Origin of the sequence: Actinotalea sp. (assembly GCF_041597215.1) — a bacterium.
Classification (GTDB): Bacteria; Actinomycetota; Actinomycetes; order Actinomycetales; family Cellulomonadaceae; genus Actinotalea.
Map to the genome: position 1 here is coordinate 39654 of NZ_JBFHHB010000001.1, position 25514 is coordinate 65167.

Below are 25514 nucleotides of genomic sequence, written 5' to 3' on the forward strand. Positions count from 1 at the left end.
TCGACGGCTCTCCCTCGGCGCCGAGGGAGACGGAAAAGACTACCGCCCGGTACGGCGCCCTCCGGACGTGACGCCCTCGTGCCGTCGATCATGTCGCGTGCGACCGTCCACGGCCAGGGCGGAGCTCAGCTCCCCTGGCAGGCCGATGGCCCGGGACGACAGGCGTCCCGGGCCATCGGACCGGATCAGTTCTGGCTGGGCGACTCGACGACGAGGCTGCCGTCGATGATCGCGGCCTTGAGGTCGGCGACCTTGGCCTGCAGGTCGGCGGGAACGGTGGCCTCGAAGTCGTGCAGCGGGGCCACGTCGACGCCGCCGTTGGCGAGCGTCCCGACGTACGGGTCGGACGAGAAGCTGCCCTCGGTGGCGGCGGAGATCGTGTCGAAGACCGCCGTCCCGATGAGCTTGGTGACCGAGGTCAGGATGAGCGACTTGTACTTGTCGTTGGCCGGCTGGAGGTAGCCGTCCGAGTCGACCCAGATGACCGAGACGCCGTCGGCCTGCGAGGCCGCGTTGAGCGAGCCCGCACCGACCGGGCCGGCGACCGGGAGGATGACGTCGGCGCCCGAGGCGATGAACTGCTCGGTCGTCGTGCGCCCTGCCTCGGTGTCGGAGAAGTTCCCGATCATCGAGCCGGTCTGCGCTTCCTTGTCCCAGCCGAGGACCTTGACGCTCGCCCCGTTGTCCGTGTTGTACTCCGCGACGCCGTCGACGAAGCCGTCCATGAAGATGGTGACGGACGGGAAGGGCATGCCGCCGAAGGTGGCGACGGTGCCGGTCTTGGAGACGCCCGCTGCGTAGTAGCCGGCGAGGAACGCGGCCTCCTGCGTGTTGAACAGGAGCGGCTTGGCGTTGTCGAGGGTGACCGGGTTGAAGTCCGCGTCACTGAACGCGGAGTCCACCAGGGCGAAGTTGATGTCGGGGTTCGCCTCGGCGGCGGCCTGGATGCCGTCCTCCAGCGCGAAGCCGACACCGATGATGAGGTCGCAGCCCTCCTGGACCATCGAGTCGATGTTGGTCGTGTACTGGCCCGGGTCCGTGGACTCGGCCGACTTGATGGTGATCCCGAGCTCGCTCTCGGCCCGGGTCAGGCCCTCGTAGCCGGACTGGTTGAACGAGGCGTCGTCGAAGCCGCCCTCGTCCGAGACCATGCAGGCCGTGTAGTCCATCGTCTCCGACGCCGTCGTCTCGGTGTCACCCGGCGTCGTGGTCGTCGCCTCGTCCTCGGGTGCCGAGGCACATGCAGCCAGGGCCAGGGCTGTCGCAGTGGCCAGCACCGCGGCTCGCGTCCATCTCTTCACGTCGTCACTCCTGTTTGTCTCTGCCACGCCGTACCGGCACCGGCACCTCGAGCTGCGCCGTTGCGGCGCGAGGCGCGACCCGGGGGAGGTCGGCTGCTGTACCTCGCACCTTAGTCACGTCCATGTGTCGGAACGGTTACCCGCTGGTACGCCCGGGTGGTTGTTACCCAACCGGAATGTTGCCGACCCCCGCCGTCGCGAGGACGGCGGCAGCGGCGAGGACCCGCGCGCCGACGCCGATCGACCGCTCGTCCACGTCGAGGTCCCCCTGGTGGATGTCGAAGGTCCGGCCGCCGGGGGTCCTGGTGCCCAGGCGCAGCATCGACCCGGGCGCTCGGGTGAGCAGCCAGGCGAAGTCCTCCCCGCCGAGCGACTGCTCGGTCAGCACGACCGCGTCCGGTCCGAGCATGCGGCGCGCTGCGACGTCGAGCAGCCGGGTGGACGCGGCGTCGTTGACCACCGGGGGCACGCCCCGCAGGTGCTGGACGTCGACCTCGACCCCGTACGGCGCCGCGATCTGCTCGACCGTGTCGCGGAGCACGGCGACCGCCTGCTCCCACGCCGAGACGTCGAGGCAGCGCAGCGTCCCGCGCACGGAACCCACGGCGGGGATCGCGTTGTGCGTCGAGCCGGCGTGGATCTCCCCCCAGGTGAGGTTCACCCCCGAGCGCGGGTCGAGCCGGCGCCCGAGCACGGCGGGCACCTGCGTGACCACCTGGGCGAGAGCGAAGACGACGTCCGCCGTGAGGTACGGCCTGCTGGTGTGCCCGCCCGGCCCGGTGAGGGTGACCGTGACCGGGTCGGAGGCCGAGGTGAGCGGCCCGATCCGGGTGCCGATCCGTCCCACGTCGATCTTCGGCTCGCAGTGCACCGCGAAGACCTCGCCGACCCCGTCCATCGCCCCGGCGTCGACGGCGTCGATCGCACCGCCCGGCTGGATCTCCTCCGCGGCCTGGAAGAGCAGCCGGACCCCGCCCGGCAGGAGCCCCTCCTCGTCGAGCGCCGCCACGGTGAGTCCCGCGCCGAGGACGACGGCCGTGTGCACGTCATGACCGCAGGCGTGGCACATCCCGTGCACGGTCGAGCGCCAGGGGTGAGCGCACGAGTCGGGCACCGGAAGCGCGTCCAGGTCGGCCCGGAGCAGGACCCGACGGCCGTGGGCCGGGCCGATGTCGCAGACGAGGCCGGTGCCGGGAAGGAGCCGCGGCCGCAGTCCTGCGGCCCGCAGCCGCTCGGCCACGACGCGGGTGGTCCGGTGCTCGGCACGGCCGACCTCGGGATGCGCGTGCAGGTCCCGTCGCACGGCGACGAGCTCGGCGTCGAGGCCCGTCAGGAGGGCGTCGATCCGGTGGGCCGTCGTGTCGTCGAGCACACGAGGAGCCTAGCCACCCGCTCAGGCGGGCTCGGCGGGGCGTCCGGCGTGGCGCACGCCGACCTCACAGCAGGTCGGTGCGCCCCCGCTCGCGCAAGGCGTCCACCACGCGCTTGACCTCCTGCGCCCGCTCCCTGGTGGTGACCAGCACCGCGTCAGGCGTGTCCAGCACGACGACGTCCGGGACGCCGAGAACGGTGACCACCCGCCCACCGCGCGCCGCGACGAGCGCCCCCGGCGCGTCGATCGTGAGCACGTCGTCGACCGCCCCGAGGACGGCCGGGTCGCCGGTCAGCATGTCGCGGAGGGAGGCGACGTCACCGATGTCGTCCCAGGCGAAGTCACCGGGGACCACCGCCACCCCGCCCTCAGCGGCGACGGGCTCGGCGATGGCGTGGTCGATGGCGATCTTCGTCAGCCCCGGCCAGACCTCGGCCATCACCTCGTCGCGCCGCTCGGTGTCCCAGGCCGCGGCGATCCGGCGCAGACCGTCGTGCAGCGTCGGCTGGAGCCGGACCAGGTGCTCCAGGAGCACCTGCGCCCGCACGAGGAACATGCCGGCGTTCCAGCGGTGGCGACCGGCCTCCAGGTAGCGGGCGGCGGTGAGGGCGTCCGGCTTCTCCGTGAACGCCGCGACATGCCGCGCACCCGGCGCGTCGTCCAGGCCCAGGCTGTCACCGAGCTCGATGTACCCGAAGGCGGTCGACGGGCCGGTCGCCGCGATGCCGATGGTCGTGACGTACCCGGCCCGAGCGGCGACGACACCCTGCCGCACCGCCTCCGCGAAACCGTCCCCCTCGATGACGTGGTCGGCGGCGAAGGACCCGAGGACCACGTCCCCCTCGCGCTCGGCCAGCACGGCTGCCGCGAGACCGATGGCCGCCATCGAGTCGCGAGGAGAGGGTTCGGCGAGCACGGCGCCCGCCCCGAGCTCCGGCAGCTGCTCGCGCACGGCGCGCTCATGGGCGGCTCCGGTGACCACGACGACGCCCTGCGGGCCCGCGAGCGGAGCGAGCCGGTCCACCGTGCCCTGCAGCAGCGTGCGGCCGGTGCCCGTCAGGTCGTGCAGGAACTTGGGCGAGCCGACCCGGGACACGGGCCACAGGCGGGTGCCGGCTCCCCCGGCCGGGACGACGGCGCGGAATCCGTCGATCACGCGTGAGTTCGTCATCGCGTCATCGTGCCAGAGTCGGCCACGCGCGGCGGTCCGTCGGACGTCCTGGACGACGTGTCGTTCATGTCGTCTAGAGTCGGAGCCGCAGCGTGCGGCGCACCCCGCCGACGCACTGGCCCCGACGACGGCGCCCGTCGTCACCGACCCGTAGGAGGTCCGTCGTGCCCGAAGCCCCGGCCGGCACGCTCTACCGCGGCCGCGAGGGAATGTGGACGTGGCTCGCCCACCGGGTGACCGGGTTCGCGATCTTCTTCTTCCTGCTCGTGCACGTGCTCGACACGTCGCTCGTCCGCATCTCTCCCGAGTCGTACAACGCCGTCATCGGCACGTACAAGAACCCGATCATGGGGATCGGCGAGGCCGGACTGGTCGCCGCGATCGTCTACCACGCGCTCAACGGCGTGCGGATCATGCTCATCGACTTCTGGTCGAAGGGCGTCAAGCACCAGAAGACGATGTTCTGGATCGTGCTGGCGGTCTTCGTCGTCCTGATGGCCGGCTTCCTCCCGGTGCATCTGAGCCACGTCTTCGGGGAGGGCTGATGACCGCGACCACCGTGCGCGTCCCTGCTCCGCGGAGCCCCCGCGGCAGCACACGCACGAACGCCGAGCTCTACGGCTGGATCTTCATGCGCGCCTCCGGCGCCCTGCTGCTGGTGCTGATCTTCACGCACCTGTTCGTCAACCTGCTCATGGGCGGCGGGGTCAAGGCGATCGACTTCGGCTTCGTCGCCGGCAAGTGGGCCAGCCCCGTCTGGCAGGTCTGGGACCTCGTGATGCTCTGGCTCGCGATGATCCACGGCACCAACGGCATGCGGACGATCATCAACGACTACGCGACCAAGGCCGCGACGCGCATCACGCTCAAGTCGGTGACCTACCTCGCCTTCGTCGTCATCGTCGTGCTCGGCACGCTCGTGATCTTCACCTTCGACCCGTGCCCCCCGGGCGCCGACGTCGCCCTCCTGCCGAGCTTCTGCACCGCCTGAGGACCCGACACCCTGAACGCTCCCCGACCGGCCAGCCAGCACGAAGGACAGTGATGCAGACCCATCAGTACGACGTGGTCATCGTCGGCGCCGGCGGCGCCGGGATGCGCGCAGCCCTCGAGTCCTCCACCCGCGCGCGGACCGCCGTGCTGTCCAAGCTCTACCCGACGCGCTCGCACACCGGTGCGGCCCAGGGCGGCATGTGCGCCGCGCTGGCGAACGTCGAGGAGGACAACTGGGAGTGGCACACCTTCGACACCGTCAAGGGTGGCGACTACCTCGTCGACCAGGACGCGGCGGAGGTCATGGCGAAGGAGGCCATCGAGGCCGTCCTCGACCTCGAGCGGATGGGACTGCCGTTCAACCGCACGCCCGAGGGCACGATCGACCAGCGGCGCTTCGGCGGGCACACCCGCAACCACGGCGAGGCGGCCGTGCGCCGCGCGTGCTACGCCGCCGACCGCACCGGCCACATGATCCTGCAGACGCTCTACCAGCAGTGCGTCAAGCAGGACGTCGCCTTCTTCAACGAGTTCTACGTGCTCGACATCCTCATGGACCACGACCTGATCCGGGACGTGGAGCCCGGGGCAGAGGTCAAGGTCGCGGGTGTCGTCGCGTACGAGCTCGCCACGGGAGAGATCCACGTCTTCCGCGCCAAGTCCGTCGTCCTGGCGACCGGCGGCTCCGGGAAGATCTTCAAGACGACGTCGAACGCGCACACGCTCACCGGCGACGGCATGGCCCTCGCCCTGCGGCGCGGCCTCCCGCTGGAGGACATGGAGTTCTTCCAGTTCCACCCGACGGGCCTCGCCGGCCTGGGGATCCTGCTCTCCGAGGCCGCCCGCGGCGAGGGAGCGATCCTGCGCAACGGCGAGGGCGAGCGCTTCATGGAGCGCTACGCCCCCACGATCAAGGACCTCGCCCCGCGCGACATCGTCGCCCGGTCGATGGCCAACGAGGTGCGCGAGGGCCGCGGTGCCGGCCCGAACAAGGACTACGTCCTGCTCGACCTCACGCACCTGGAGCCCGAGCACATCGAGGCCAAGCTCCCGGACATCACCGAGTTCGCCCGCACCTACCTCGGCATCGAGCCGTTCACCGAGCCGGTCCCGGTGTACCCCACGGCGCACTACGCGATGGGCGGGGTGCCCACGACCATCGAGACCGAGGTGCTGCGCAGCAACACCGAGACGGTCTCCGGCCTCTTCGCCGCGGGAGAGGTCGCCTGCGTCTCGGTGCACGGGTCGAACCGCCTGGGCACCAACTCCCTGCTCGACATCAACGTCTTCGGCAAGCGCGCCGGCATCTCCGCCGCGGCCTACGCGAACCGGGCCGACTGGGTCGAGCTCCCGGAGAACCCGGCGGGCCTCGTCGTCGAGCAGATCGAGGCGATGCGCTCCGCCCCCACCGGCGAGCGGGTCTCGGAGCTGCGCAAGGCCCTCCAGGAGACCATGGACACCAACGCCCAGGTGTTCCGCACGGCCGAGTCGCTGACCACGGCGCTGGCCGACATCAGGGCCCTGCGGGCGCGGTACCCGGACGTGAGCGTCCAGGACAAGGGCACCACGTTCAACACCGATCTCCTCGAGGCCGTCGAGCTCGGCTTCCTGCTCGACCTCGCCGAGGTCGTCGTCGTCGGGGCCCTGGCGCGCGAGGAGTCCCGTGGCGGGCACTTCCGGGAGGACTTCCCGACCAGGGACGACGCCCGCTTCATGGAGCACTCCATGGCGTACTCCCGCCCCGCCCCGTCCGGCGGGACGGAGATCAGGCTCGAGACCAAGCCGGTGACCGTGACGCGCTACCAGCCGATGGAGCGGAAGTACTGATGACTGTGCAGACCTCACCCGCCCCCAAGGTCGGCGCCGTGCCGAGCTTCGACGTCACCCTGCGGATCCGCAGGTTCGACCCGGACTCCTCCCGGGCCGACGCGTACTGGGAGGAGTTCACGGTCACCGCGCACGGGACCGACCGGATCCTCGACGCGATGCACAAGGTCAAGTGGGACCTGGACGGCTCGCTGACCTTCCGGCGCTCCTGCGCGCACGGGATCTGCGGCTCCGACGCGATGCGGATCAACGGCCGCAACCGCCTGGCCTGCAAGACCCTGCTCAAGGACCTGGACCTCACCAAGCCGATCACGATCGAGCCCATCAAGGGCCTGCCGGTGATCAAGGACCTGGTCGTCGACATGGAGCCGTTCTTCGCCTCCTACCGCGAGGTCATGCCGTTCCTCATCACCGGAGGCAACGCGCCGTCCGCCGAGCGTCGTCAGTCCCCCGAGGACCGCGCGCGCTTCGACGACACCACCAAGTGCATCCTGTGCGCGGCGTGCACCACCTCGTGCCCGGTGTTCTGGACGGACGGGCAGTACTTCGGCCCGGCAGCGATCGTCAACGCGCACCGATTCATCTTCGACAGCCGGGACGAGGGCGCCGCACAGCGCCTGGAGATCCTCAACGACAAGGAGGGCGTGTGGCGGTGCCGCACGACCTTCAACTGCACCGACGCCTGCCCGCGCGGGATCGAGGTCACCAAGGCGATCGCCGAGGTCAAGCGGGCGATGATCACCCGCTCGTTCTGAGCGGAGAGCAGGGCCGCCTCTGAGCACGGAGCAGGACGGCCCTCGGCCGGTCGGGTGACGCCCGACCGGAGTGCTGCGGCAACCTCAGGTCACCCCGCCGTCCGACGATCGTCGACCGTCGGCCGCGCTCGCCTGCGCCCCGACGACGGAGTCCACCTCGGACTGCTCGTCGGACCGCTCGTCTGCCGACCCGGCGGCGGTCTCGAGCGGGGGGTCGGCCGCCCACGCCGCGGCGAGCAGGACGATGCGCGCGATGAGGTTGATCCAGATCAGCAGGGTCACGATCACCGCGAACGACGCGAGCAGCGGGTTGCGCTCGGCCGAACCGGCGACGACGGACGCACCGAGGAAGCGCACGACGCCGATGCCCGTCGCAGCGATCACCGCTCCGCCCAGGAGCGCCCGCCTTCGAGGATGCTGCCCCGCGAGCACCACGACCACGAGCACGAAGGTCAGCCCGTCGACGAGGAAGGCCACCGCCCGGCCGAGCACGGTGAGCGCCAGACCCGTCCCGGCGTCGAGACCGACAGCCTCCAGCACCCACGAGGCCGCCGCCCCGGTCGTCGTCGTCAGCACGGCGGAGATCAGCACGACGACGGCCATCCCGACGGCGCCCGCCAGCTCCCGACCCTTGGCGACCAGGGCGTTGACCCCGACGGTCGGGGCGTCGAACATCGCCCTGACGGCCGTGCGCAGCGCGGCCATGGCCGAGATCGCGGTGACGACCAGGACGACGACCGAGACCGCACCGGCGACGCTGAGGCCGCTCGTCAGCACGAGGTCGTCCGGGGAGATCAGGCCGTCGGTCGTCCCGGTCTCGATGAGTCCCGGCAGCGCCCGGGACAGCGTCCGCACGAGACTGTCCCGCAGGCCCTCGTTCCCGCCGAGCACGGCCATGGCCACGGTCCAGCCGAGGGTGAGACCGGCGAAGAGGGAGAACAGCGCCGAGTAGGCGATGCCCCCCGTGAGCACTCCCCCACCCGCTGCCCCGAACCGGGCGTTGGCCCGGAGCGGACGGGTGCCCTTGGCCCAGGTCAGCGCAGCCTTCGCGCGGGCGACCAGGGACCGTGGCGGCGCCTGGGGTTCCTGCCCCAGCGCCCGGCTCGCCGCGAGGTGAGCGCTCCCTGCGCCACGGGGCTCGTGGTCGGTCCGATCACTCATCCGACGACCCTAGGCGCGCGAGGCGTCGACGGCAGCCGGAACGAGCAGGTCGTTCAGCCGCCGAAGGCGATGCGACGCTCGACGCGCCAGACGCCGTCGTCCCCGTGAGCGAACACCTCGAGCCCCGTGACCGGGAACATCGCCTCGAACTCGGCGAGCTCGGTGAAGGCCCGGTCGAGCGCCGGCTCCGGGACGTCATGGGCGACGGTCACGTGCGGGTGGTAGTGGAAGCGGAGCTCCTGGGCGAGCGGACCCGTCCGCAGCCCCCGCTCCAGCTGCTCGCACTCGGCGATCCCGCGCACCACCTGGACGAAGACGACGTCCGAGACGGGCCGGAAGGTCCCGGTCCCCCGCAGGTGCAGCTCGAAGGGTGCGTGCTCGGCCGCCACCGCGGTCATGTGGGCGTACAGCGCCTGCATCTCGTCCGGCTCGGCGACCGTCGGCCCCACGAGGGTCACGTGCGGGGGGATCGACGAGGCGAGCGGGTCGCCGAAGTCGGCCCGCGCGGCCTGGAGCCGAGCCGCGTGCGGCTCGGGGACCAGCAGGGCGACGCCGAACCGGACCTGGTCGCCGGTCCGCTCCGGGAGGTTCATCGCGACCTCGGGAGCAGGCCGATCCGGTCGTAGACACGTTCGAGGGTCGGGACGGCGATCGCACGGGCACGCGCCGCCCCCTCCGCGAGCACCGCATCCAGGTGATCGGGGTGGTCGAGGTACTCCCTGACCTTCGCCTGGAAGGGCTCGAGGAAGGCGACGACCACCTCGGCGAGCTCCTTCTTCAGGTCCCCGTAGCCGCGGCCCGCGAAGCTCTCGACGAGGGCGTCGACCGGCGTGCCCGAGAGCGCCGAGTGGATCGTCAGCAGGTTCGCCACCCCGGCCTTGTGCTCGCGGTCGAAGCGGATCTCCCGCTCCGCGTCGGTCACGGCGGACCGGATGCGCTTGGCGACGACGTTCGGCGGGTCGAGGAGCTCGATGAGCCCGTTCGGCGACGCCGTGGACTTGCTCATCTTGCTCGTGGGGTCCTGCAGGTCGTAGATCTTCGCCGTCGCCTTGACGATGTGCGGCTCGGGGACGGTGACCATCGGCCCGAAGCGGGAGTTGAGGCGCTGGGCCAGGTCCCGGGTGATCTCCAGGTGCTGGCGCTGGTCCTCGCCCACCGGCACCAGAGCGGCGTCGTACAGCAGGATGTCGGCCGCCATCAGGACCGGGTAGGTGAAGAGCCCCACCGTCGTCCCCTCGGCTCCCTGCTTGGAGGACTTGTCCTTGAACTGGGTCATCCGCGACGCCTCGCCGAAGCCCGTGTGGCAGGACAGGATCCAGGCGAGCTCCGCATGCTCGGACACGTGGCTCTGCACGAAGAGGATCGAGCGTTCCGGGTCCACCCCGGCCGCGAGGTACTGAGCGGCCGTGCGTCGGGTGCGGTCGCGGAGCACCGCCGGATCCGGCGCGACCGTCAGCGCATGCAGGTCGACGACGGAGTAGATCGCGTCGTAGTCGTCCTGGAGGGCCACCCAGCTGGTCAGCGCCCCGAGGTAGTTGCCGAGGTGCAGCGAGTCAGAGGTCGGCTGCATCCCGGAGAAGATCCTGGGCCGGGTGGGGGCTGACGGTGCCATGGCCGACATTCTCGCAGGTCCGCCGCGAGGGATCGAACCACCTGCGCGCAGCGAGCTCAGGTGGCCTCGTCGTCGAACGGGGTCGGCAGGTCGGCCTCCTCGGCGGTCTGCGCGGAGGCCGTGGCCGCCCCTGTCGCCGCGGCCGCTCGGCCCGCTCCGCTGGTGTACCGGCGGCCCGTGGTCGGCACCGGCCGCGGGGGTTCGAGCAGGGCGTCGCGGACGATCCTGCGGGGGTCGTACTGCCGCGGGTCGAGACTCGCCCAGTCGACCTCCTTCGCCTCCTCGCCGAGCTCCTCGGCGACCCGGTCCTTGGCCTGCGTGAACATGTCACGCAGGGCCCGGACCCAGGTGCCGAGCTGCTGGGCGTACCGAGGGAGCCGCTCGGGCCCCACGATGACCACGGCGACGATCAGCAGGATGAGGAACTCGCCCCCGTTGACGCTCGGCACGGGGCCAGGGTACGTCAGCCGTCAGCTGCTGGAGACCTCGTCGAGAACGACGCGCACGTCGGTGGTGCTGCTCCCGCTGCGGACGCTCAGCGTCACGGAGTCACCCGGCGCCTTCGCCCTGATCGCGACGATGAGCTCGTCGGCATCCGTCACGGGCCAGCCGTCGATCGCCAGGATGATGTCGCCCTCGACGATCCCGGCGCGCTCGGCCGGGCCGTCAGGGATCACGCTCGGCGAACCGTCCTGGGTCTCGGTCGCGACCTGGACGCCTTCGCCGGTGTACCGCGAGTCCAGCAGCACGCCGATGACGGGGTAGGTCGCGACCCCGGTCTCGATGAGCTGCTCGGCGGTGCGGCGCGCCTGGTTGGACGGGATCGAGAAGCCGAGCCCGATGCTCCCTGTCGTCAGGCCGGAGCCGGAGGCCTGGGCGATCGCGGAGTTGATGCCGATGACCTCGCCCGAGGCGTCGACCAGCGGGCCGCCGGAGTTGCCGGGGTTGATCGCCGCGTCCGTCTGGATGGCGTCGATGAACGCGGGTTGGCTCGCGTCCCCTGCGGTGACCGGGCGGTGCAGCGCGCTGACGATCCCGGTGGTCACGGTGCCCTGGAGCCCGAGCGGTGCGCCGACGGCGACCACCGGGTCACCGACGACCACCGTGTCGGAGTCACCGAGGACGAGCGGGGTCAGTCCCGTGCGATCGACCTTGAGCACGGCGAGGTCGTAGTCGCTCGTGGCGCCCACCAGGCGCGCCTCCGACTCGCTGCCGTCGGCGAAGACGACGGTGATCACCGAGCTCCCCCCGACGTCGGCGGAGACGACATGGGAGTTGGTCAGGAGGTACCCGTCCGCCCGCAGCACGAAGCCGGAGCCGGTCGACTCACCGGAGTCCCCACGGACCTCGATCGTCACGACGCTCGGCTGCACGGCAGCGGCGATCGCTGCGACGCCCGTGAGGTCCCCTCGGATGGTCTCCCCGCCCGCGACGGTGGGCAGAGCGGCGTCGGCCGGCCGGCGGTCCGCCGTCCAGCGCGACCCCAGGACCCCGCCGACGGCCCCCGCGACGAGGGCGAGGACGATCATCGGCACGAGCACCCACGCCCGCAGTCCGCCCCGCTCCCGAGGAGGGGCGACAGGCCTGCCGGTGGAGTCCACGCTCCACGGGACGGGCGCGAGCGCCGGCTCGGGGTAGCCCACCCCCGGTGCCCGGTGCGCGGCGCCCCCCTGGCGGCCCCATCCGGGGCGGAGCGTCTCGTCGGGGGCCGGTGCTCCCGCAGCCGTCTCCGGCCATCCCGACGGCGCCCGACCGTCCGGGGCGGCGTGCGCCCCCACGGGTGCCACGGGCTGTCGGTGCCCGGGCGCTGCGAAGGGGTTGACCGGGGCCACGGGGCCCTCCGGCTCGCTCACAGGCTGCTCCAGCTCTCGATGAGGTTCTGCCAGCCGCGGACCACTCGCGCCGAGGCGCCGTCGTCGTAGGCCTGGACGGGTGCGGTGAGGACGAGGTCCGCCACGGCGGTCGACGGGACCTCGGCGACGACGTCGACCATCACGTCTCCGGACTGCCAGACGACATGCCAGGGCGCGGTCGAGAGCACGGTCACGGCGCGGTCGGCGAGGAGCACCTCCACCCCGTCGCTCCCGCCGAGGTCGAGCCGGGCCAGGCGCTGGGTGACCACGATGACGCCGCTCGGCCCGACGAGGTCGATCTCGACCGTCGGCACGGCCGCCTCGACCGTCCGGACAGCGGCCACGCGGTACCCCTCGGGGACCGGGACGGGATGCGCCCAGGCCGCCGTCGCCTCCTGCTCCACGACGGCCGGTCCGCTCCCGTCCGCGTCCGCCGCGACCTGCTCGAGGAGGTCGGTGGCACCGGCCACGTCCTGGGCCACGGTGACGGCACGGGCGCTACCGTCGGCCGCGTCCGCTGCCCTGCTGAGCAGACCGAGCGCTTGCGCCGGGTGGCGCTCCGGAGTGGTCGTCGGCTCACCACCGAGGACGAAGAGGACCGAGACGAACCCGAAGGCCAGCGCACCGGCCGTCAGTGCTGCGACCGGGAGGCGGCGCGGGCGGACATCACCCCGCAGACCGCCCGCGGGGAGCCCACCACGCCCGGTGGGCAGGGGGACGCACCGGCTGCCCGCCCACGCGGCCGCCGGGTCCTCGTCCGCGGCCGAGGCGGCCGCACGGGGAGCCGGACCCTGCCGGTACCCGCCCTGGTCGGCACCGAGCGCGAGCAGCCGCGCGGTGAGGTCGGCGGTCGGCCGGACCTCGAAGGCGTCCGCGAGCGCCCGCCGGGCCTCCCGAGCCGCGACGAGACCTTCGGTGCACTCGGCGCACGAGGCCACGTGCGCCATCGCGCGCTCGGCAGCGCCCGGGCCGAGCTGACCGTCGGCAAGGGCGCTGAGCTGCGTCCCGAGGTGCCCTGGACCGCTCATGCGCGCCACTCGCTCGTCACGAGGTTCAGCAGCTCGTCCACCTCGGCCGACCCGCCGGGCGGGACCTCGTGCTCGCGTGCGGGGTCGCGGTGCGCCAGGCTCTCGCGCAGCTGGGCGCGCGCCCGGTGGATGCGGGAGCGGACCGTGCCGAGCTTGATCCCGAGGGTCACGGCGATCTCCTCGTAGCTCAGACCCTCGATGTCGCACAGCACGACGGCCGCCCGGAACTCCGGGGAGAGGGCGTCCAGGGCCGACTGGACGTCGAGGTCCAGGTTCGCGTGCTCGAAGCCCCGCTCCGGCGTCCCGAGGCCGACGGCACCGGGAAGGCGGTCGGCCTCGTCGCCGAGGCTGTCCATCCGGATGCGGGTGCGGCGACGCGCCTGGTCGAGGAAGAGATTGGTGGTGATCCGGTGCAGCCAGCCCTCGAAGGTCCCGGGGGTGAAGCTCGACAGTGATCGGAACACCCGGATGAAGGTCTCCTGCGTGAGGTCCTCGGCGTCGGCCTTGTTGCCCGTCAGCCGGTAGGCGAGCCGGTACACCCGTGCGGAGTGCTCGGTGACGATCTGCTCCCACGAGGGCGCGACCCAGGTCGGCGTGTGCGTCGACTCCTGCACGTCACCTCCTGACCTCGGCCCCCAGTGTCCCCCGACGGGGCGTCCTCGCGCACCTCGGCGGTTCGACCGTACGAGCGCACGCGTGGCAACCGCTCGGCGGGTCGGTTCGCGACTAGCATCGGGGCACCGCACGAACCACCTGCAGCACACCCCCGGGAGGGCACCATCGCCGCCGACACGTCCGCGAGCTGGGCCTACTGCGAGGACTTCCGCACCCTGGACGACGTCCTGCTCCGCGCGATGGACCGTGCGGACGAGCTCGGCTGCGGAGCCGTCTCCCCGGGAACGGGCGCCCTCCTGCAGGTGCTCGCCGCGACGCGACGCGCCGGCGCCGTCGTGGAGATCGGCACGGGTGCCGGTGTCTCGGGCCTGTGGCTGCTGCGCGGGATGGCTCCGGACGGTGTGCTCACCACGATCGACTCCGAGGCCGAGCACCACCGCGCTGCCAAGGCCGCCTTCGCCGAGGACGGCGTCCGCGCCACCCGGACCCGGACGATCACCGGCCGGGCACTCGACGTCCTGCCGCGCCTGACCGACGGCGCCTACGACCTCGTCCTCGCCGACGCCGACCCGCTCGAGCTCGCCGCCCAGGTCGAGCAGGCCATCCGCCTGCTGCACCCGGGCGGTCTCCTGGTGGTCGCGCACGCCCTGCACCACAACCGCGTCCCGGACCCCGCACGCCGCGACGAGCTCACCACCGCGCTGCGGGAGGTCGTCCGCTCGATCCGCGACGACGAGCGCCTCATCCCGGCGATGCTCGGGCTGGGCGACGGGCTGCTGGTGGCCTCGCGGCGCTGAGGAACGCGCCGGCAGGCCCGGCCCGGGAGAGGCGGGGCCTCAGCCGGCGAGCGGGCCCGAGAGCCAGCGGAGCAGCACCCGCGTCCCGAAGCCCGTCGCGCCCTCGGGCAGCTCGTGAGCCGCCGTGCCGGACCGCGCCGGGCCGGCGATGTCCAGGTGCGCCCAGGTGCGCGTGCCGACGAAGCGCTGGAGGAACAGCGCGGCCACGACGGAACCGGCGCTGGTGCCGTCAGCAGCCATGTGATGGATGTCGGCGACCTCCGACCGCAGGGCCGGGCGGTAGTCCTCGACCAGCGGCATGCGCCACAGCCGCTCGCCGGCGGCCTCGCCGGCCGCCTGCAGGGCACGGGCGAGCGCGTCGTCGGCGCTGAACAGGGCACCGTGGGTCCTGCCGAGCGCCATGGTCGCCGCTCCGGTCAGCGTCGCCACGTCCACCAGGACGTCGGGCTCGAGCTCCTGGTCGGCGAAGGTGAGCGCATCGGCGAGCACGAGACGCCCCTCGGCGTCGGTGTTGGTGACCTCGACGGTCGTGCCCCCGTACATCCGCAGCACGTCGCTCGGCCGGTAGGACGAGGCACCGAAGGCGTTCTCCGCCAGCGGCAGCACGGCCGTGACGCGGTGACGCACGCCGGCAGCAGCGGCCCCCAGGACGGTCGACAGGGCGACGGCAGCGCCGGCCATGTCCGTCTTCATCGGGACCATCGACTCGCGCGGCTTGATCGACAGGCCGCCGGTGTCGTAGGTGATCCCCTTGCCGACGAGGACCACGTGGGCGGGTTCCGGCCCTGACCGACGGGCCGGCGGGGTGTACCGCACGACCACCAGTCGCGGCGGGGTCGCCGAGCCGGAGCCGACGGCGAGGATCCCGCCGAAGCCCTGCTGGGCGAGCTCGGTCGGACCGAGGACGTCGACCTCGAGCCCGGCTTCCTTGGCGAGGGCCGAGGCACGATCGGCCAGCCAGGCGGGGCTCTTCGTGTCCGAGGGCGTCACCGTGAGCTCCCGCGCCGTCCACGTGGCGGCGGCGATCACCCGGGCCTGCTCCACGGCCTCGGCCGGGTGCGCACCGAGCAGGACGAGCCGTTCGGCAGCCGCCGGAGCAGGAGTGCCGGTCGCCCGCGTGGGGTGACGGTAGGCGCCGAGCAGGTAGCCCTCGACGAAGGCCCGCACCGACTCGGCACCCGCGCGCGCGACGGCCGTGGTCACGACCGTGCGCAGTCCGCGCGTCTTCCGGGACACGGCCGCGCCCGCCTTGCGCAGCTCGTCCGGCTCCCCCGCCCCGATGCCGACGAGCACGAGCCGGGTGGGCAGACCCGTCCACGGGAGGGTGACCCCCGACCCGGCCGGGCGCGGGAGGTCGATGCTGTGCACGTCGCCGGCGACCCCCGTGGCGTGCAGGCGCTCGGCGAGGTCCGAGAGGTCGATCCCGTAGCGCGCGGCTGCGTCGGCGGTCCCCGTGCGTGGCTGGGGATCGGTGTCTCCGTCAGCGGGCGGGGCCAACGGGAGGACGAGCGCGTCGACGTCGCCGTCGGTCAGCGCGGCGCTGGTCGCGACGGCACCCGCCACGACGAGCACCTCGGGGAGCGCCGGGACGCCCGGCATCGCTACCGGGGCGGTCCGGCGTCGTGCTGGGGCCGGCACGGAAGGGTCAGCCGACGACGGCGGTCAGAGCCTCGGCGAGCTCGCCGGCCTCGGTCGCGTTGAGCTCCACGACGAGACGACCGCCGCCCTCGAGCGGGACGCGCATGACGATGCCACGGCCTTCCTTCGTGACCTCGAGCGGTCCGTCGCCCGTCCTCGGCTTCATCGCGGCCATCGCTGGCTCCTCCTCGTCAGTGCCGGCCCGCCCCCAAGGCCGCTGCGCCCGCCAGAGCATCGGTCGGGCACGCGGCGAGGACGGTTGTCCGTGATCAGTCTAGTTCACCCGGTGCACCAGCCGGACCGCTTCTCATGGCGGCCAGCCGGACGGCGGGACGAGGCGCCACAGGAGCCCGATCCACGCGATCTGCCCCAGCACCCCCACCACGACCAGCGCCGCCACGGCACGGCCCCGATGCCGCGAGGTGGCCACCGGTTGGGCGAGTGCCGCCCAGAAGGGCACGGCGAGGATCGCGAACCGCGCAAGGCTCGTGCCCGGTTCGACCACGACGAGCAGGTAGCCCACGTAGCCGATCGCCCAGCCCAGCAGCTCGGGCCCGAGCCGTCGCATCGGGCGGCTCGCGAGCGTGACGACGAGGGTCGCGACCAGGACGCCCAGCGCGAGGATCCCCCAAGCGCCGAGCAGCCAGCGCGCCACGTCGAGCCACGGGAGGAGGAGGACGACCTCCTGGCGGGCGCGCCAGGCCCCCTGGGTCAGCGTGTAGGCGTCGGGGACCCCCGTCAGCCGACCGACGACGGCCGGCCAGGCGAACCCCGACAGAACGGTGAGCGCGAGCAGCCCGACGACGCCGACCCTGCGACGCATGGCGAGACCCGGCCACCGCGCCACCGCGTGGGCGAGCACGACGACGGCCATCGGGAGGGCGACGGCACGGGTCAGGCCGAGCGCCACGACGAGGACCGCCGCAGCTCCGTAGCGCTCACGCTGGACCGCGAGGATCACCGAGGAGACGAGCAGGAGCGCGAGCGACTCGGTGTACGCGACCTGGAGGACCGGAGCGGAGGCCGAGGTGGCCAGCAGGGCGACCGTCAGAAGGGGGACGAGGTCACGCGCCCCGCGACGGGAGCGGTCCAGCCCCGTGGCCGCCGGGCGCGTCATCGCGTGGGCCACGACCTGATGGACCACCAGCATCGCCGCGAGCCCGAGGACCGTCGCGAGCAGCGGGGCGATCACGGTCCATGTCCCGCCGCTCAGCAGCGAGATCCCCCGCACGAGCACCGGGAACAGGGGGAAGAAGGCCCAGGCGTTCTGCAGCACCAGTCCGTCGCCACCGCGGGGCAGGGACGTCGGGTAGCCCTCCTCGGCGATCGAGCGGTACCACCCGGCGTCCCACATGTCACCGGTGAAGACCAGGTACCCGGGCGAGGGATCGGACCACGGGGTCGCCGCCTGGGTCCGCGCGACGGCGAGGAAGATCACCGCGCTGATCACCCGGGCCGCCACGGCGACCACGAGCACCTGAGCCCACCACGGCCAGGTCCGCGGACTGCGCAGGGAGGCCGGTGTCATCCCAGCCCGCGCAGCGCCCGCAGCGGCGCGCGCTCGCCCCGGAGCACGGCGACCATCTCCACCACGCGCCGCGTCGCCAGGACGTCGTGCGCGCGGAAGACGCTCGCCCCGGACCATGCGGCGATCGCGGTCGCCGCGAGGGTCCCCTCGAGCCTGTCCTCGACCTCCAGGCCGAGCGACTCGCCGACGAAGTCCTTGCGGCTGAGCGCCATGAGCACCGGGTGGCCCAGGCCCGTCAGTGCGGAGGTCCGTCGGGTCAGGTGCACCGAGTGCCAGGTGTTCTTGCCGAAGTCGTGCGTGGGGTCGACGAGGACCGATCGAGGATCGACCCCCGCCTCGACCGCGCGGCGCGCCGAGCGGGTGAGGGTGTCGACCACGTCCACCAGGACACCGTCGAGAGGGTCGGCCCCGGGCTCGGGCACGCCGCGGTCGTCGCTGCCGGCCGCGGCGGCCCGTGCCGGGTCGAGCGGGTACTGCGGTCGCAGCGGATCGGTGCGCGGAGGGACGCCGCCGGTGTGCGAGCAGACCAGACCCATCCCGTGCTCCGCCGCGATCGCGGCGAGCCGTGGGTCGTGCCCCGCCCAGGTGTCGTTCAGGAGATCGGCTCCCGCCCGCGCCACGGCGAGCGCGACCTCACCGCGCCAGGTGTCCACGCTGATCGGCAGATCGGGGTGGGCCGCCCGTACCGCGAGGACGACCGGTACGACACGGTCGATCTCCTCGGCCGTCCCGACCACCGGCCCCCTGCCCGCACGCACCCCGCCGATGTCGACGAGATCGGCGCCGGCACGGACCGCCCGTTCGACGGCGGCCACCGCGGCGTCGGTGTCGCCGGCCCTGGCGTCCGCGTAGAAGGAGTCGGAGGTCCGGTTCACCACGGCCATCACCGCTGCCCGGTCCCCGCCCAGGGGCCTTCCCCGCAACCACAGGGCTACGCCTGCAGGCGGGACCCCGACCCGCTCGTCCACCTCAGGACGGGTCTGACGCTGCTGCTGCCTCGTCGGCGGCGCGGGTCAGGGCATCGCGCTGGACGGCGAGCACCGCGTCGGCGGGGTCGTCGACGACCTGGATCAGGTCGAGGTCGCGCTCGGAGACCGTGCCCTTGTCCAGCACCGGGCCGCGGAGCCAGGCGAGGAGACCCGACCAGTACTCGCTGCCGACCAGGACGATCGGGAACTCCGTCACCTTCTGCGTCTGGACGAGGGTGATCGACTCGAAGAGCTCGTCGAAGGTCCCGAAGCCACCGGGCAGGACGATGAAGCCCTGCGCGTACTTGACGAACATCGTCTTGCGGGCGAAGAAGTACCGGAAGTTGATGCCGAGATCGACCCAGGCGTTCATCCCCTGCTCGAAGGGGAGCTCGATGCCGAGGCCGATCGACAGCCCGCCCGCCTCGCTCGCCCCACGGTTCGCCGCCTCCATGACCCCGGGCCCGCCCCCGGTCATCACCGCGAACCCTGCCTCGACGAGTCTGCGCCCGACCTCGCGACCCAGGTGGTAGTCCGGGTCGTGGCGCTGGGTGCGCGCCGAGCCGAACACGCTCACGGCCGGGCCGACCTCTGCCAGCGCGCCGAAGCCCTCGACGAACTCGCTCTGGATCCGCATGACCCGCCAGGGATCGGTGTGGACCCAGTCCGCCGGCGCTCCGCGGGCGAGGAGGTTCTGGTCCGTCGTCGTGACCGGGACCTGGCCGCGACGCAGCAGGACGGGGCCCTTGCGGTAGCCGTCGGGGACCTTCACGTTGTTGTCCGTCGGATCGGTCATGGTCGGCAGCCTAGGAGGTCAACCAGCCTCTGAGCGCGTCGAAGCAGAGCGTGAGATCGGCGATCGGCGTGCGCTCCTCGTCCGCGTGCGCGAGCGCCGGGTCCCCTGGCCCGAAGTTCACCGCAGGGACACCCAGCGCCGAGAACCGTGCGACATCCGTCCATCCCTCCTTCGCCCGCGGGGGACGACCGGAGCGGGAGCCGACCTCGCGGACGAAGGCCTCGGCCGCCGGGTGGTCCAGGCCGGGCCGGGCACCGGGCGCCGTGTCGGTCACCCGCACCTCGTAGCCCTCGAAGAGCTCACGGACGGCTGCGAGTGCCTGCTCCTCCGTGCGATCGGGGGCGAAGCGGTGGTTGACGGTGACGACGCACTCGTCGGGGATGACGTTGCCGGCGATCCCGCCACGGATGCCGACGGCGTTCAGGCCCTCGCGGTAGGTCAGACCGTCGACCTCGGCGACCCGCGGGACGGCCTCGACGAGCCGCTGCAGGACGGGAGCCGCTCCGTGGATCGCGTTGACGCCGAGCCACGAGCGTGCCGAGTGGGCCGCCTTGCCGGGGATGACGACCTCGACGCGGAGGGTCCCGTTGCATCCGCCCTCGATCGCCCCCGAGGTCGGCTCACCCAGGACCGCGATGTCGCCCGTGACCCAGTCGGGGTGGTTCGCGACGAGCCGGCCCAGGCCGTTCAGCTCGCTGGCGACCTCCTCGTGGTCGTAGAAGACCCACGTGACGTCGCGGGTCGGCTCGCGCAGCGCGGCCGCCAGCGCGAGCAGCACGGCGTCCCCGGCCTTCATGTCGACCGTCCCGCGACCCCAGACGACCGGCCCCTCGGGGTCCTCGCGCACCTCGCTCGGCAGGTTGCGGGCGACCGGGACGGTGTCGAGGTGCCCGGCGAGGACCACCCGCTCGGCACGGCCCAGGTGGGTGCGGGCGACGACGGCGTCGCCGTCCCGCAGGACCTCGAGGTGGCCCAGCGCCCGCAGCGCCTCCTCGACCGCGTCGGCGATCTCGCGCTCGGACCCGCTGACCGATGGGAGGTCGCACAGGGCGCGCGTGAGGGTGACGAGGTCGGCGGTGAGATCGAGAGGGGGCATGCCCCCGACCCTAGCCAGCCCTCGACACGGGGAAGAGCCGTTCGGAGCGGATCGTTAGGCTTCGCCCATGACACGAACGGCTCACGGCCACGGCCTCGCCTCCGTCCACGTCGCGACGGGCACCGTCCTGGACACCTGGTACCCGGCCCCTCGGCTCGGCGCACCGGAGTCCGACGGTGCGAACCCGACCCTGCCCACCGGCCTGGACGGCGCGCGCGGTGTCCGCACGGAGCAGGTCCTGACGGTGATCGACCTCGACGCTGCGCCCGCGTCGGTCCCCGACGCCTACCTGCGGCTGCACCTCCTGTCGCACCGGCTCGTCGCCCCGCACGGGCTCGCGCTCGACGGGCTCTTCGGCGTGCTGCAGAACGTCGTGTGGACCGATGCAGGCCCCTGCGCCGTCGAGGACTTCGAGGCGACCCGGCTGCGCCTGCGGGTGGCCACGGGGCGGATGCCGACCGTCTTCGGGATCGACAAGTTCCCGCGGATGGTCGACTACGTCGTGCCCTCCGGTGTGCGGGTCGCCGACGCGGACCGCGTGCGGCTCGGGGCGCACCTGGCAGAGGGCACCACCGTGATGCACGAGGGATTCGTCAACTTCAACGCCGGGACCCTCGGCACGTGCATGGTCGAGGGTCGGATCTCCTCCGGGGTCGTGGTCGGCGAGGGCAGCGACATCGGCGGCGGCGCGTCGATCATGGGCACCCTGTCCGGCGGCGGCCGTCAGGTCGTCTCCATCGGCGAGCGCAGCCTCCTCGGGGCGAACGCGGGGCTCGGCATCCCGCTGGGCGACGACTGCGTGGTCGAGGCGGGCCTGTACGTGACCGCCGGGACGAAGGTGAGCGTGGACGGGACCGTTGTCGCGGCGCGCGAGCTCGCGGGCCGCGACGGCATGCTGTTCCGCCGCAACTCCCAGACCGGGGCGGTCGAGGTCCTGCCGCGCGCCGGGCACGGGATCACCCTGAACCCCGACCTGCACGCCTGAGGTGGCCCGTCCGGGCCGGCGCGGTCAGGCACGAGGGGCGCTCGCCGGGGTGCTGACCTTCGTGCTCGTCCTCGGGCTCGGGGTCGCCGGCGTGGCCGCGTGGCTCCACGGGCGGGATGCCCTGCCGATCGCCGAGCGCTGCGCTGCGCTGCTCGACGGCACCTCCTGGTACCTCGACCCCGAGCAGGCGGCCAACGCGGCGCTGCTGGGCGGGATCGCCGAGCAGCGGGGGCTCCCCGCTCGCGCCCTGACGATCGCCATCGCCACGACCCTCCAGGAGTCCAAGCTCCGCAACATCGACTACGGCGATCGCGACTCCCTCGGCCTGTTCCAGCAGCGCCCGTCGCAGGGCTGGGGCACCCCCGAGCAGGTGCAGGACCCCGTCCATGCCACGAACGCCTTCTACGACGCGCTGGTCCGCGTCGACGGCTACCTCGAGCTGCCGATCACCGAGGCCGCGCAGGCGGTGCAGCGCTCTGCCTTCCCCGACGCCTACGGGCAGCACGAGGCGCGAGCGCGCGCCTGGGCCTCGGCCCTGTCCGGGTGGTCGCCCGGCTCGCTCACGTGCACCCTTCCGGAGGCCGGCACGGCAGATCCGGAGGCGTTCGCGGGACTGGTCGCCCGCGACCTGGGGGTGCAGCCGACGATCGAGGGCACCACGGCGGTGCTCGACGCGTCCGCCCTGCCCGACGGCGAGGCCGAGGCCGGGCGACTGGGCTGGGCGGTGGCCCAGTGGGCGGTCGGCACCGCCGGGCAGACGCAGGCCGTCGAGGTCAGGACCGCTGACCAGGTGTGGACCCGCTCGACCGCGGGCTGGACTGCCTCGACCGATCCGCTGCCCACGGGTCGGGTCGAGGTGAGCTTCGCTGCTCCCTGACCCGACCCGGAACGGCGGTACCTGTGCTCAGCGCGCCTCGGCCGGCACGTACTCCCGGACCGTCGGCCCGGTGTAGATCTGGCGCGGACGGCCGATCTTGGTCGCGGGGTCGGTCATCATCTCGCGCCACTGCGCGATCCAGCCGGGCATCCGGCCGACGGCGAACAGCGGGGTGAACATCCGGCTCGGGAAGCCCATCGCCTTGTAGATCAGCCCGGTGTAGAAGTCCACGTTGGGGTAGAGCTTGCGCTCGATGAAGTAGTCGTCGTTGAGCGCGATCTCCTCGAGGCTCATCGCGATGTCGAGCATCTCGTCGCGCTTGCCGAGGGCGGAGAGGACCGAGTCGGCCGCCTTCTTCACGATCGCCGCGCGCGGGTCGTAGTTCTTGTAGACGCGGTGCCCGAAGCCCATGAGCCGGACACCCTCCTCCTTGTCCTTGACCCGGCGCATGAAGTCCGTGGCGTCGCCGCCGCTCGCCTGGATCTCGGTGAGCATGCGCAGCACGGCCTCGTTGGCCCCGCCGTGCAGCGGGCCGGACAGGGCGTTGACCCCTGCCGAGACCGAGGCGTACAGGTTGGCGTGGCTCGAGCCGACGATCCGCACGGTCGAGGTGGAGCAGTTCTGCTCGTGGTCGGCGTGCAGCAGGAACAGCACGTCCAGCGCCTTGGCCATCACCGGGTCGACGTCGAAGTGCTGGTTCGTCGGCTGGAAGGTCATCCGCAGGAAGTCCGCGACGTAGCCGCGACCCCGCTCCGGGCCGATCATGTTCTGGCCGAGGGCCCGACGGTGCGCGTAGGCCGCGATCGTCGGCGCCTTGGCGAGCAGCAGCACGGTGGCGAGCTCGACCGTCGCCGGGTCGAAGGGGTCGATGCTCTCGGGGTAGTAGCCGGGAAGCGCCGAGACCGCGCTGGAGAGCACGGCCATCGGGTGGGCGTTGGTGGGGAACGCGCCGATGAGCGCCTTGAAGTTGTCGTGCAGGTGCGTGTGCCGCTCGATGCGCTCGATCCACGAGGAGAGCTGCGCCGGGCGCGGGAGCTCGCCGTGGGTGAGCAGGTAGGCGACCTCGAGGAAGGACGAGTGCTCGGCGAGCTGGTCGATCGGGTAGCCGCGGTACAGCAGCACACCCTCGTCGCCGTCGATGTACGTGATGGTCGACTCGCACGAGGCCGTGTTCATGAACCCGGGGTCGACGGTGACGCGGCCCGTCTCCTTGAGCAGCGAGGCGACGACGATCCCGTCGTTCCCCAGGGTGGCCGGGACCACCGGCAGCGGCAGGCTCCGGTCGTCGATCCTCAGCTCGGCAGCCGGTGCGGTGGTCTCGCTCATCTGTCCTCCTCGCGGTCCGTCGGAACACGCCACGACGTCCCTGTCGCCAATATGCCAGGGCGACGGTACCCCGCACCTGCGGGTGGGGCAGCATCGCCATGACCGACCTGAGACGAGCTCGCCGCCGCAGGCGACCCCGCGCGCACGAACGCCGCGGCACGGATCATCGGTCAAGTCCGAGTAAAGCAGATATCCGCACTCGATCCAGCCGTGACAAAGATCACACGACGAGCCGCCCGCGTGGGGTCAGGCCCCGGTCAACCGTGCCGCTGCCCTGGCGACGTCCTCGTCCGAGGCGGTGAGGGCGACCCGGACATGCCGCGCGGCGGTCGGTCCGTAGAACTCCCCCGGCGCGACCAGGATCCCGAGCTCGGCCAGGTCGGCGACCGTCGCCCAGCAGTCCTGCCCCGCACCGGGAGCCGTGACCCAGAGGTACAGACCCGCCGGGGAGCCGTCCACGAGGTACCCGGCCGCGTCGAGGGCCGCGGCGAGCACCGCGCGGCGACGGGCGTAGCGCGCGTGCTGCTCCGCGACGTGCGCGTCGTCGCCGAGGGCCACGGTCATGGCCGCCTGGACCGGGCCGGGGACGATCATCCCGGCCTGCTTGCGGAGCTCGAGAAGGCTGCCGACGAGTGCCGGGTCCCCTGCGAGGAACGCTGCGCGGTAGCCGGCGAGGTTCGACTGCTTGGACAGCGAGTGGACCGCGAGCAGCCCGTCGAGCCGACCGTCGCTCACCCGCGGGTCCAGGATGCTCGGCACACCGTCGCTCGCCCACGGATCGTCCCAGGCCAGCAGGGCGTAGCACTCGTCGGAGGCCACGACGGCACCGATCTCCCGGGCCGCCTCGACGACCGAACGGAGCTCCGGCACGCCCAGGACCCGGCCGGTGGGGTTCGAGGGGGAGTTCAGCCAGACGAGCCGGACGTCGGTGCGACCGCGCCAGTCGGCGACCTCGTCGGTGGGCAACGCGGTCGCGCCGGCCAGCCTGGCACCGATGTCGTACGTCGGGTACGCGACCGCGGGGTGGACGACGACGTCGCCCTCGCCCAGGCCGAGCAGGGACGGGAGCCAGGCGACGAGCTCCTTGGAGCCCACCGTCGGCAGGACGCCTGCGGGGTCGAGACCCGGTACCGCCCTGCGCCGGGCGAACCAGTCGACGACGGCCTGCCGCAGCGCGGCCGTGCCGTGGGTCGACGGGTAGCCCGGGGAGTCGGCGGCCGCGGCGAGGGCGTCACGCACCAGCACCGGGGTCGGGTCGACGGGGGTACCCACCGACAGGTCGACGATCCCCTCAGGATGCGCACGCGCCCGCTGTGCGAACGGGACGAGGCTGTCCCACGGGAAGTCGGGCAGCCCGGCGGTGCTCAGGCCCACGATGCGAGCTCTCGGTCCGCTACCGGTGTCAGTGCGTCTCGGCCTGCGGCGGCAGAGCGGTGACCAGCGGGTGGTCGCGGTCGATCATGCCGAGCTTCGCGGCGCCACCGGGCGAGCCGAGGACGTCGAAGAACTCGACGTTCGCCTTGTAGTAGTCGCTCCACTGCTCGGGGACGTCGTCCTCGTAGTAGATGGCCTCGACGGGGCAGACGGGCTCGCAGGCCCCGCAGTCCACGCACTCGTCCGGGTGGATGTAGAGCGAGCGCTTGCCTTCGTAGATGCAGTCGACGGGACACTCGTCGATGCAGGCCTTGTCCTTGACGTCGACACAAGGCTGGGCGATCACGTAGGTCACGAGCGGTCCCTCCTGAAGAACGGCGGCACCCCTCGGTGCGCCCGCCTAGTATCCCCCACGTGACCCCTGACGACGACGTGAGCCCG

General features: G+C 72.6%; 26 protein-coding genes. 7 read left to right on the plus strand and 19 right to left on the minus strand.

Going from position 1 to position 25514, the window contains the following annotated elements; all coding sequences use genetic code 11:
* Window positions 1-185: 185 nt before the first annotated feature.
* The 3 genes from ABWK99_RS00190 to ABWK99_RS00200 all read right to left on the minus strand — a co-directional run bounded on the left by ABWK99_RS00190 (window position 186) and on the right by ABWK99_RS00200 (window position 3844).
* Window positions 186-1301 carry a BMP family protein gene (locus ABWK99_RS00190; protein WP_372592666.1) on the minus strand — a complete coding sequence of 372 codons (1116 nt, stop codon included), beginning with the start codon at window positions 1299-1301 and terminating at the stop codon, window positions 186-188.
* A 163-nt stretch (window positions 1302-1464) separates the two neighbouring features.
* A complete protein-coding gene (locus tag ABWK99_RS00195) occupies window positions 1465-2673 on the minus strand; it encodes an amidohydrolase (protein WP_372592667.1) in 1209 nt (402 codons plus the stop codon).
* A 64-nt stretch (window positions 2674-2737) separates the two neighbouring features.
* Entirely contained in the window at window positions 2738-3844 is a 1107-nt protein-coding gene (locus ABWK99_RS00200; protein ID WP_372592668.1) for a mannose-1-phosphate guanylyltransferase, read from the minus strand.
* A 164-nt stretch (window positions 3845-4008) separates the two neighbouring features.
* Here ABWK99_RS00200 and sdhC point away from each other — a divergent pair, with 164 nt between their 5' ends.
* The 4 genes from sdhC to ABWK99_RS00220 are packed head-to-tail and all read left to right on the plus strand — an operon-like array spanning window position 4009 to window position 7419.
* Complete coding sequence (gene sdhC / locus ABWK99_RS00205) at window positions 4009-4389, plus strand: succinate dehydrogenase, cytochrome b556 subunit (RefSeq protein ID WP_372592669.1); 381 nt, start codon at window positions 4009-4011, stop codon at window positions 4387-4389.
* Window positions 4389-4835, plus strand: coding sequence for a succinate dehydrogenase hydrophobic membrane anchor subunit (locus ABWK99_RS00210; RefSeq protein WP_372592670.1), 447 nt, complete (start codon window positions 4389-4391; stop codon window positions 4833-4835). Before sdhC ends, ABWK99_RS00210 begins: the two co-directional genes overlap by 1 nt.
* Window positions 4836-4888: 53 nt before the next feature.
* Window positions 4889-6664 carry a succinate dehydrogenase flavoprotein subunit gene (gene sdhA / locus ABWK99_RS00215; RefSeq protein WP_372592671.1) on the plus strand — a complete coding sequence of 592 codons (1776 nt, stop codon included), beginning with the start codon at window positions 4889-4891 and terminating at the stop codon, window positions 6662-6664.
* Entirely contained in the window at window positions 6664-7419 is a 756-nt protein-coding gene (locus ABWK99_RS00220) for a succinate dehydrogenase iron-sulfur subunit (RefSeq protein WP_372592672.1), read from the plus strand. Before sdhA ends, ABWK99_RS00220 begins: the two co-directional genes overlap by 1 nt.
* A gap of 84 nt (window positions 7420-7503) precedes the next feature.
* Here the strand turns inward: ABWK99_RS00220 and ABWK99_RS00225 are convergent, their stop codons facing one another.
* Genes ABWK99_RS00225 through sigE form a run of 7 tightly spaced genes read right to left on the minus strand, consistent with a single transcriptional unit; the run spans window position 7504 to window position 13687 of the window.
* Window positions 7504-8580: a YihY/virulence factor BrkB family protein gene (locus tag ABWK99_RS00225; protein WP_372592673.1), complete on the minus strand. Its 1077-nt coding sequence runs from the start codon at window positions 8578-8580 to the stop codon at window positions 7504-7506.
* A gap of 53 nt (window positions 8581-8633) precedes the next feature.
* Window positions 8634-9173, minus strand: a complete 540-nt coding sequence (locus tag ABWK99_RS00230; protein ID WP_372592674.1) for a 2'-5' RNA ligase family protein — start codon at window positions 9171-9173, stop codon at window positions 8634-8636.
* On the minus strand, window positions 9170-10192 hold the full coding sequence (gene trpS, locus ABWK99_RS00235; protein WP_372592675.1) for a tryptophan--tRNA ligase: 1023 nt from the start codon (window positions 10190-10192) through the stop codon (window positions 9170-9172). The genes ABWK99_RS00230 and trpS overlap by 4 nt, the downstream gene beginning before the upstream one ends.
* A 56-nt stretch (window positions 10193-10248) precedes the next feature.
* Window positions 10249-10641, minus strand: a complete 393-nt coding sequence (locus ABWK99_RS00240) for a twin-arginine translocase TatA/TatE family subunit (protein ID WP_372592676.1) — start codon at window positions 10639-10641, stop codon at window positions 10249-10251.
* Window positions 10642-10662: 21 nt separating this feature from the next.
* The gene (locus ABWK99_RS00245; RefSeq protein ID WP_372592677.1) at window positions 10663-12045 is read right to left on the minus strand and encodes a S1C family serine protease; all 1383 of its coding nucleotides are present in this window, start codon (window positions 12043-12045) and stop codon (window positions 10663-10665) included.
* Entirely contained in the window at window positions 12042-13073 is a 1032-nt protein-coding gene (locus tag ABWK99_RS00250) for a zf-HC2 domain-containing protein (RefSeq protein WP_372592678.1), read from the minus strand. Before ABWK99_RS00250 ends, ABWK99_RS00245 begins: the two co-directional genes overlap by 4 nt.
* On the minus strand, window positions 13070-13687 hold the full coding sequence (gene sigE / locus ABWK99_RS00255; RefSeq protein WP_372592679.1) for an RNA polymerase sigma factor SigE: 618 nt from the start codon (window positions 13685-13687) through the stop codon (window positions 13070-13072). The genes ABWK99_RS00250 and sigE overlap by 4 nt, the downstream gene beginning before the upstream one ends.
* Before the next feature lie 165 nt (window positions 13688-13852).
* On the opposite strand from sigE, the gene ABWK99_RS00260 reads away from it, so the two are divergent.
* Window positions 13853-14485 carry an O-methyltransferase gene (locus ABWK99_RS00260; protein WP_372592691.1) on the plus strand — a complete coding sequence of 211 codons (633 nt, stop codon included), beginning with the start codon at window positions 13853-13855 and terminating at the stop codon, window positions 14483-14485.
* Between the two features lie 39 nt (window positions 14486-14524).
* On the opposite strand, the gene ABWK99_RS00265 is transcribed toward ABWK99_RS00260, so the two are convergent.
* The 6 genes from ABWK99_RS00265 to dapE all read right to left on the minus strand — a co-directional run bounded on the left by ABWK99_RS00265 (window position 14525) and on the right by dapE (window position 20511).
* On the minus strand, window positions 14525-16084 hold the full coding sequence (locus ABWK99_RS00265; RefSeq protein ID WP_372592680.1) for a M17 family metallopeptidase: 1560 nt from the start codon (window positions 16082-16084) through the stop codon (window positions 14525-14527).
* Between the two features lie 46 nt (window positions 16085-16130).
* Window positions 16131-16298, minus strand: coding sequence for a DUF3117 domain-containing protein (locus tag ABWK99_RS00270; RefSeq protein ID WP_372592681.1), 168 nt, complete (start codon window positions 16296-16298; stop codon window positions 16131-16133).
* Between the two features lie 132 nt (window positions 16299-16430).
* Window positions 16431-17651, minus strand: a complete 1221-nt coding sequence (locus tag ABWK99_RS00275; RefSeq protein WP_372592682.1) for a hypothetical protein — start codon at window positions 17649-17651, stop codon at window positions 16431-16433.
* Entirely contained in the window at window positions 17648-18619 is a 972-nt protein-coding gene (locus ABWK99_RS00280; RefSeq protein WP_372592683.1) for a dihydropteroate synthase, read from the minus strand. Before ABWK99_RS00280 ends, ABWK99_RS00275 begins: the two co-directional genes overlap by 4 nt.
* A gap of 1 nt (window position 18620) precedes the next feature.
* Complete coding sequence (locus tag ABWK99_RS00285; protein ID WP_372592684.1) at window positions 18621-19415, minus strand: TIGR00730 family Rossman fold protein; 795 nt, start codon at window positions 19413-19415, stop codon at window positions 18621-18623.
* Between the two features lie 10 nt (window positions 19416-19425).
* The gene (dapE, locus tag ABWK99_RS00290) at window positions 19426-20511 is read right to left on the minus strand and encodes a succinyl-diaminopimelate desuccinylase (protein WP_372592685.1); all 1086 of its coding nucleotides are present in this window, start codon (window positions 20509-20511) and stop codon (window positions 19426-19428) included.
* A 67-nt stretch (window positions 20512-20578) separates the two neighbouring features.
* Between dapE and dapD the strand changes: the two genes are divergently transcribed.
* Together dapD and ABWK99_RS00300 are read left to right on the plus strand one after the other, a co-directional pair.
* Window positions 20579-21496 carry a 2,3,4,5-tetrahydropyridine-2,6-dicarboxylate N-succinyltransferase gene (gene dapD, locus ABWK99_RS00295; protein ID WP_372592686.1) on the plus strand — a complete coding sequence of 306 codons (918 nt, stop codon included), beginning with the start codon at window positions 20579-20581 and terminating at the stop codon, window positions 21494-21496.
* A gap of 49 nt (window positions 21497-21545) precedes the next feature.
* Window positions 21546-22373 (plus strand): hypothetical protein, encoded by an 828-nt coding sequence (locus ABWK99_RS00300; protein ID WP_372592687.1) that lies wholly within the window; start codon window positions 21546-21548, stop codon window positions 22371-22373.
* A gap of 27 nt (window positions 22374-22400) precedes the next feature.
* On the opposite strand, the gene ABWK99_RS00305 is transcribed toward ABWK99_RS00300, so the two are convergent.
* The 3 genes from ABWK99_RS00305 to fdxA form a co-directional block, all read right to left on the minus strand.
* Window positions 22401-23699 (minus strand): citrate synthase, encoded by a 1299-nt coding sequence (locus ABWK99_RS00305; RefSeq protein WP_372592688.1) that lies wholly within the window; start codon window positions 23697-23699, stop codon window positions 22401-22403.
* A 246-nt stretch (window positions 23700-23945) separates the two neighbouring features.
* Entirely contained in the window at window positions 23946-25073 is a 1128-nt protein-coding gene (dapC, locus tag ABWK99_RS00310) for a succinyldiaminopimelate transaminase (protein ID WP_372592689.1), read from the minus strand.
* Between the two features lie 28 nt (window positions 25074-25101).
* A complete protein-coding gene (gene fdxA, locus ABWK99_RS00315) occupies window positions 25102-25428 on the minus strand; it encodes a ferredoxin (RefSeq protein ID WP_372592690.1) in 327 nt (108 codons plus the stop codon).
* Window positions 25429-25514: the final 86 nt, after the last annotated feature.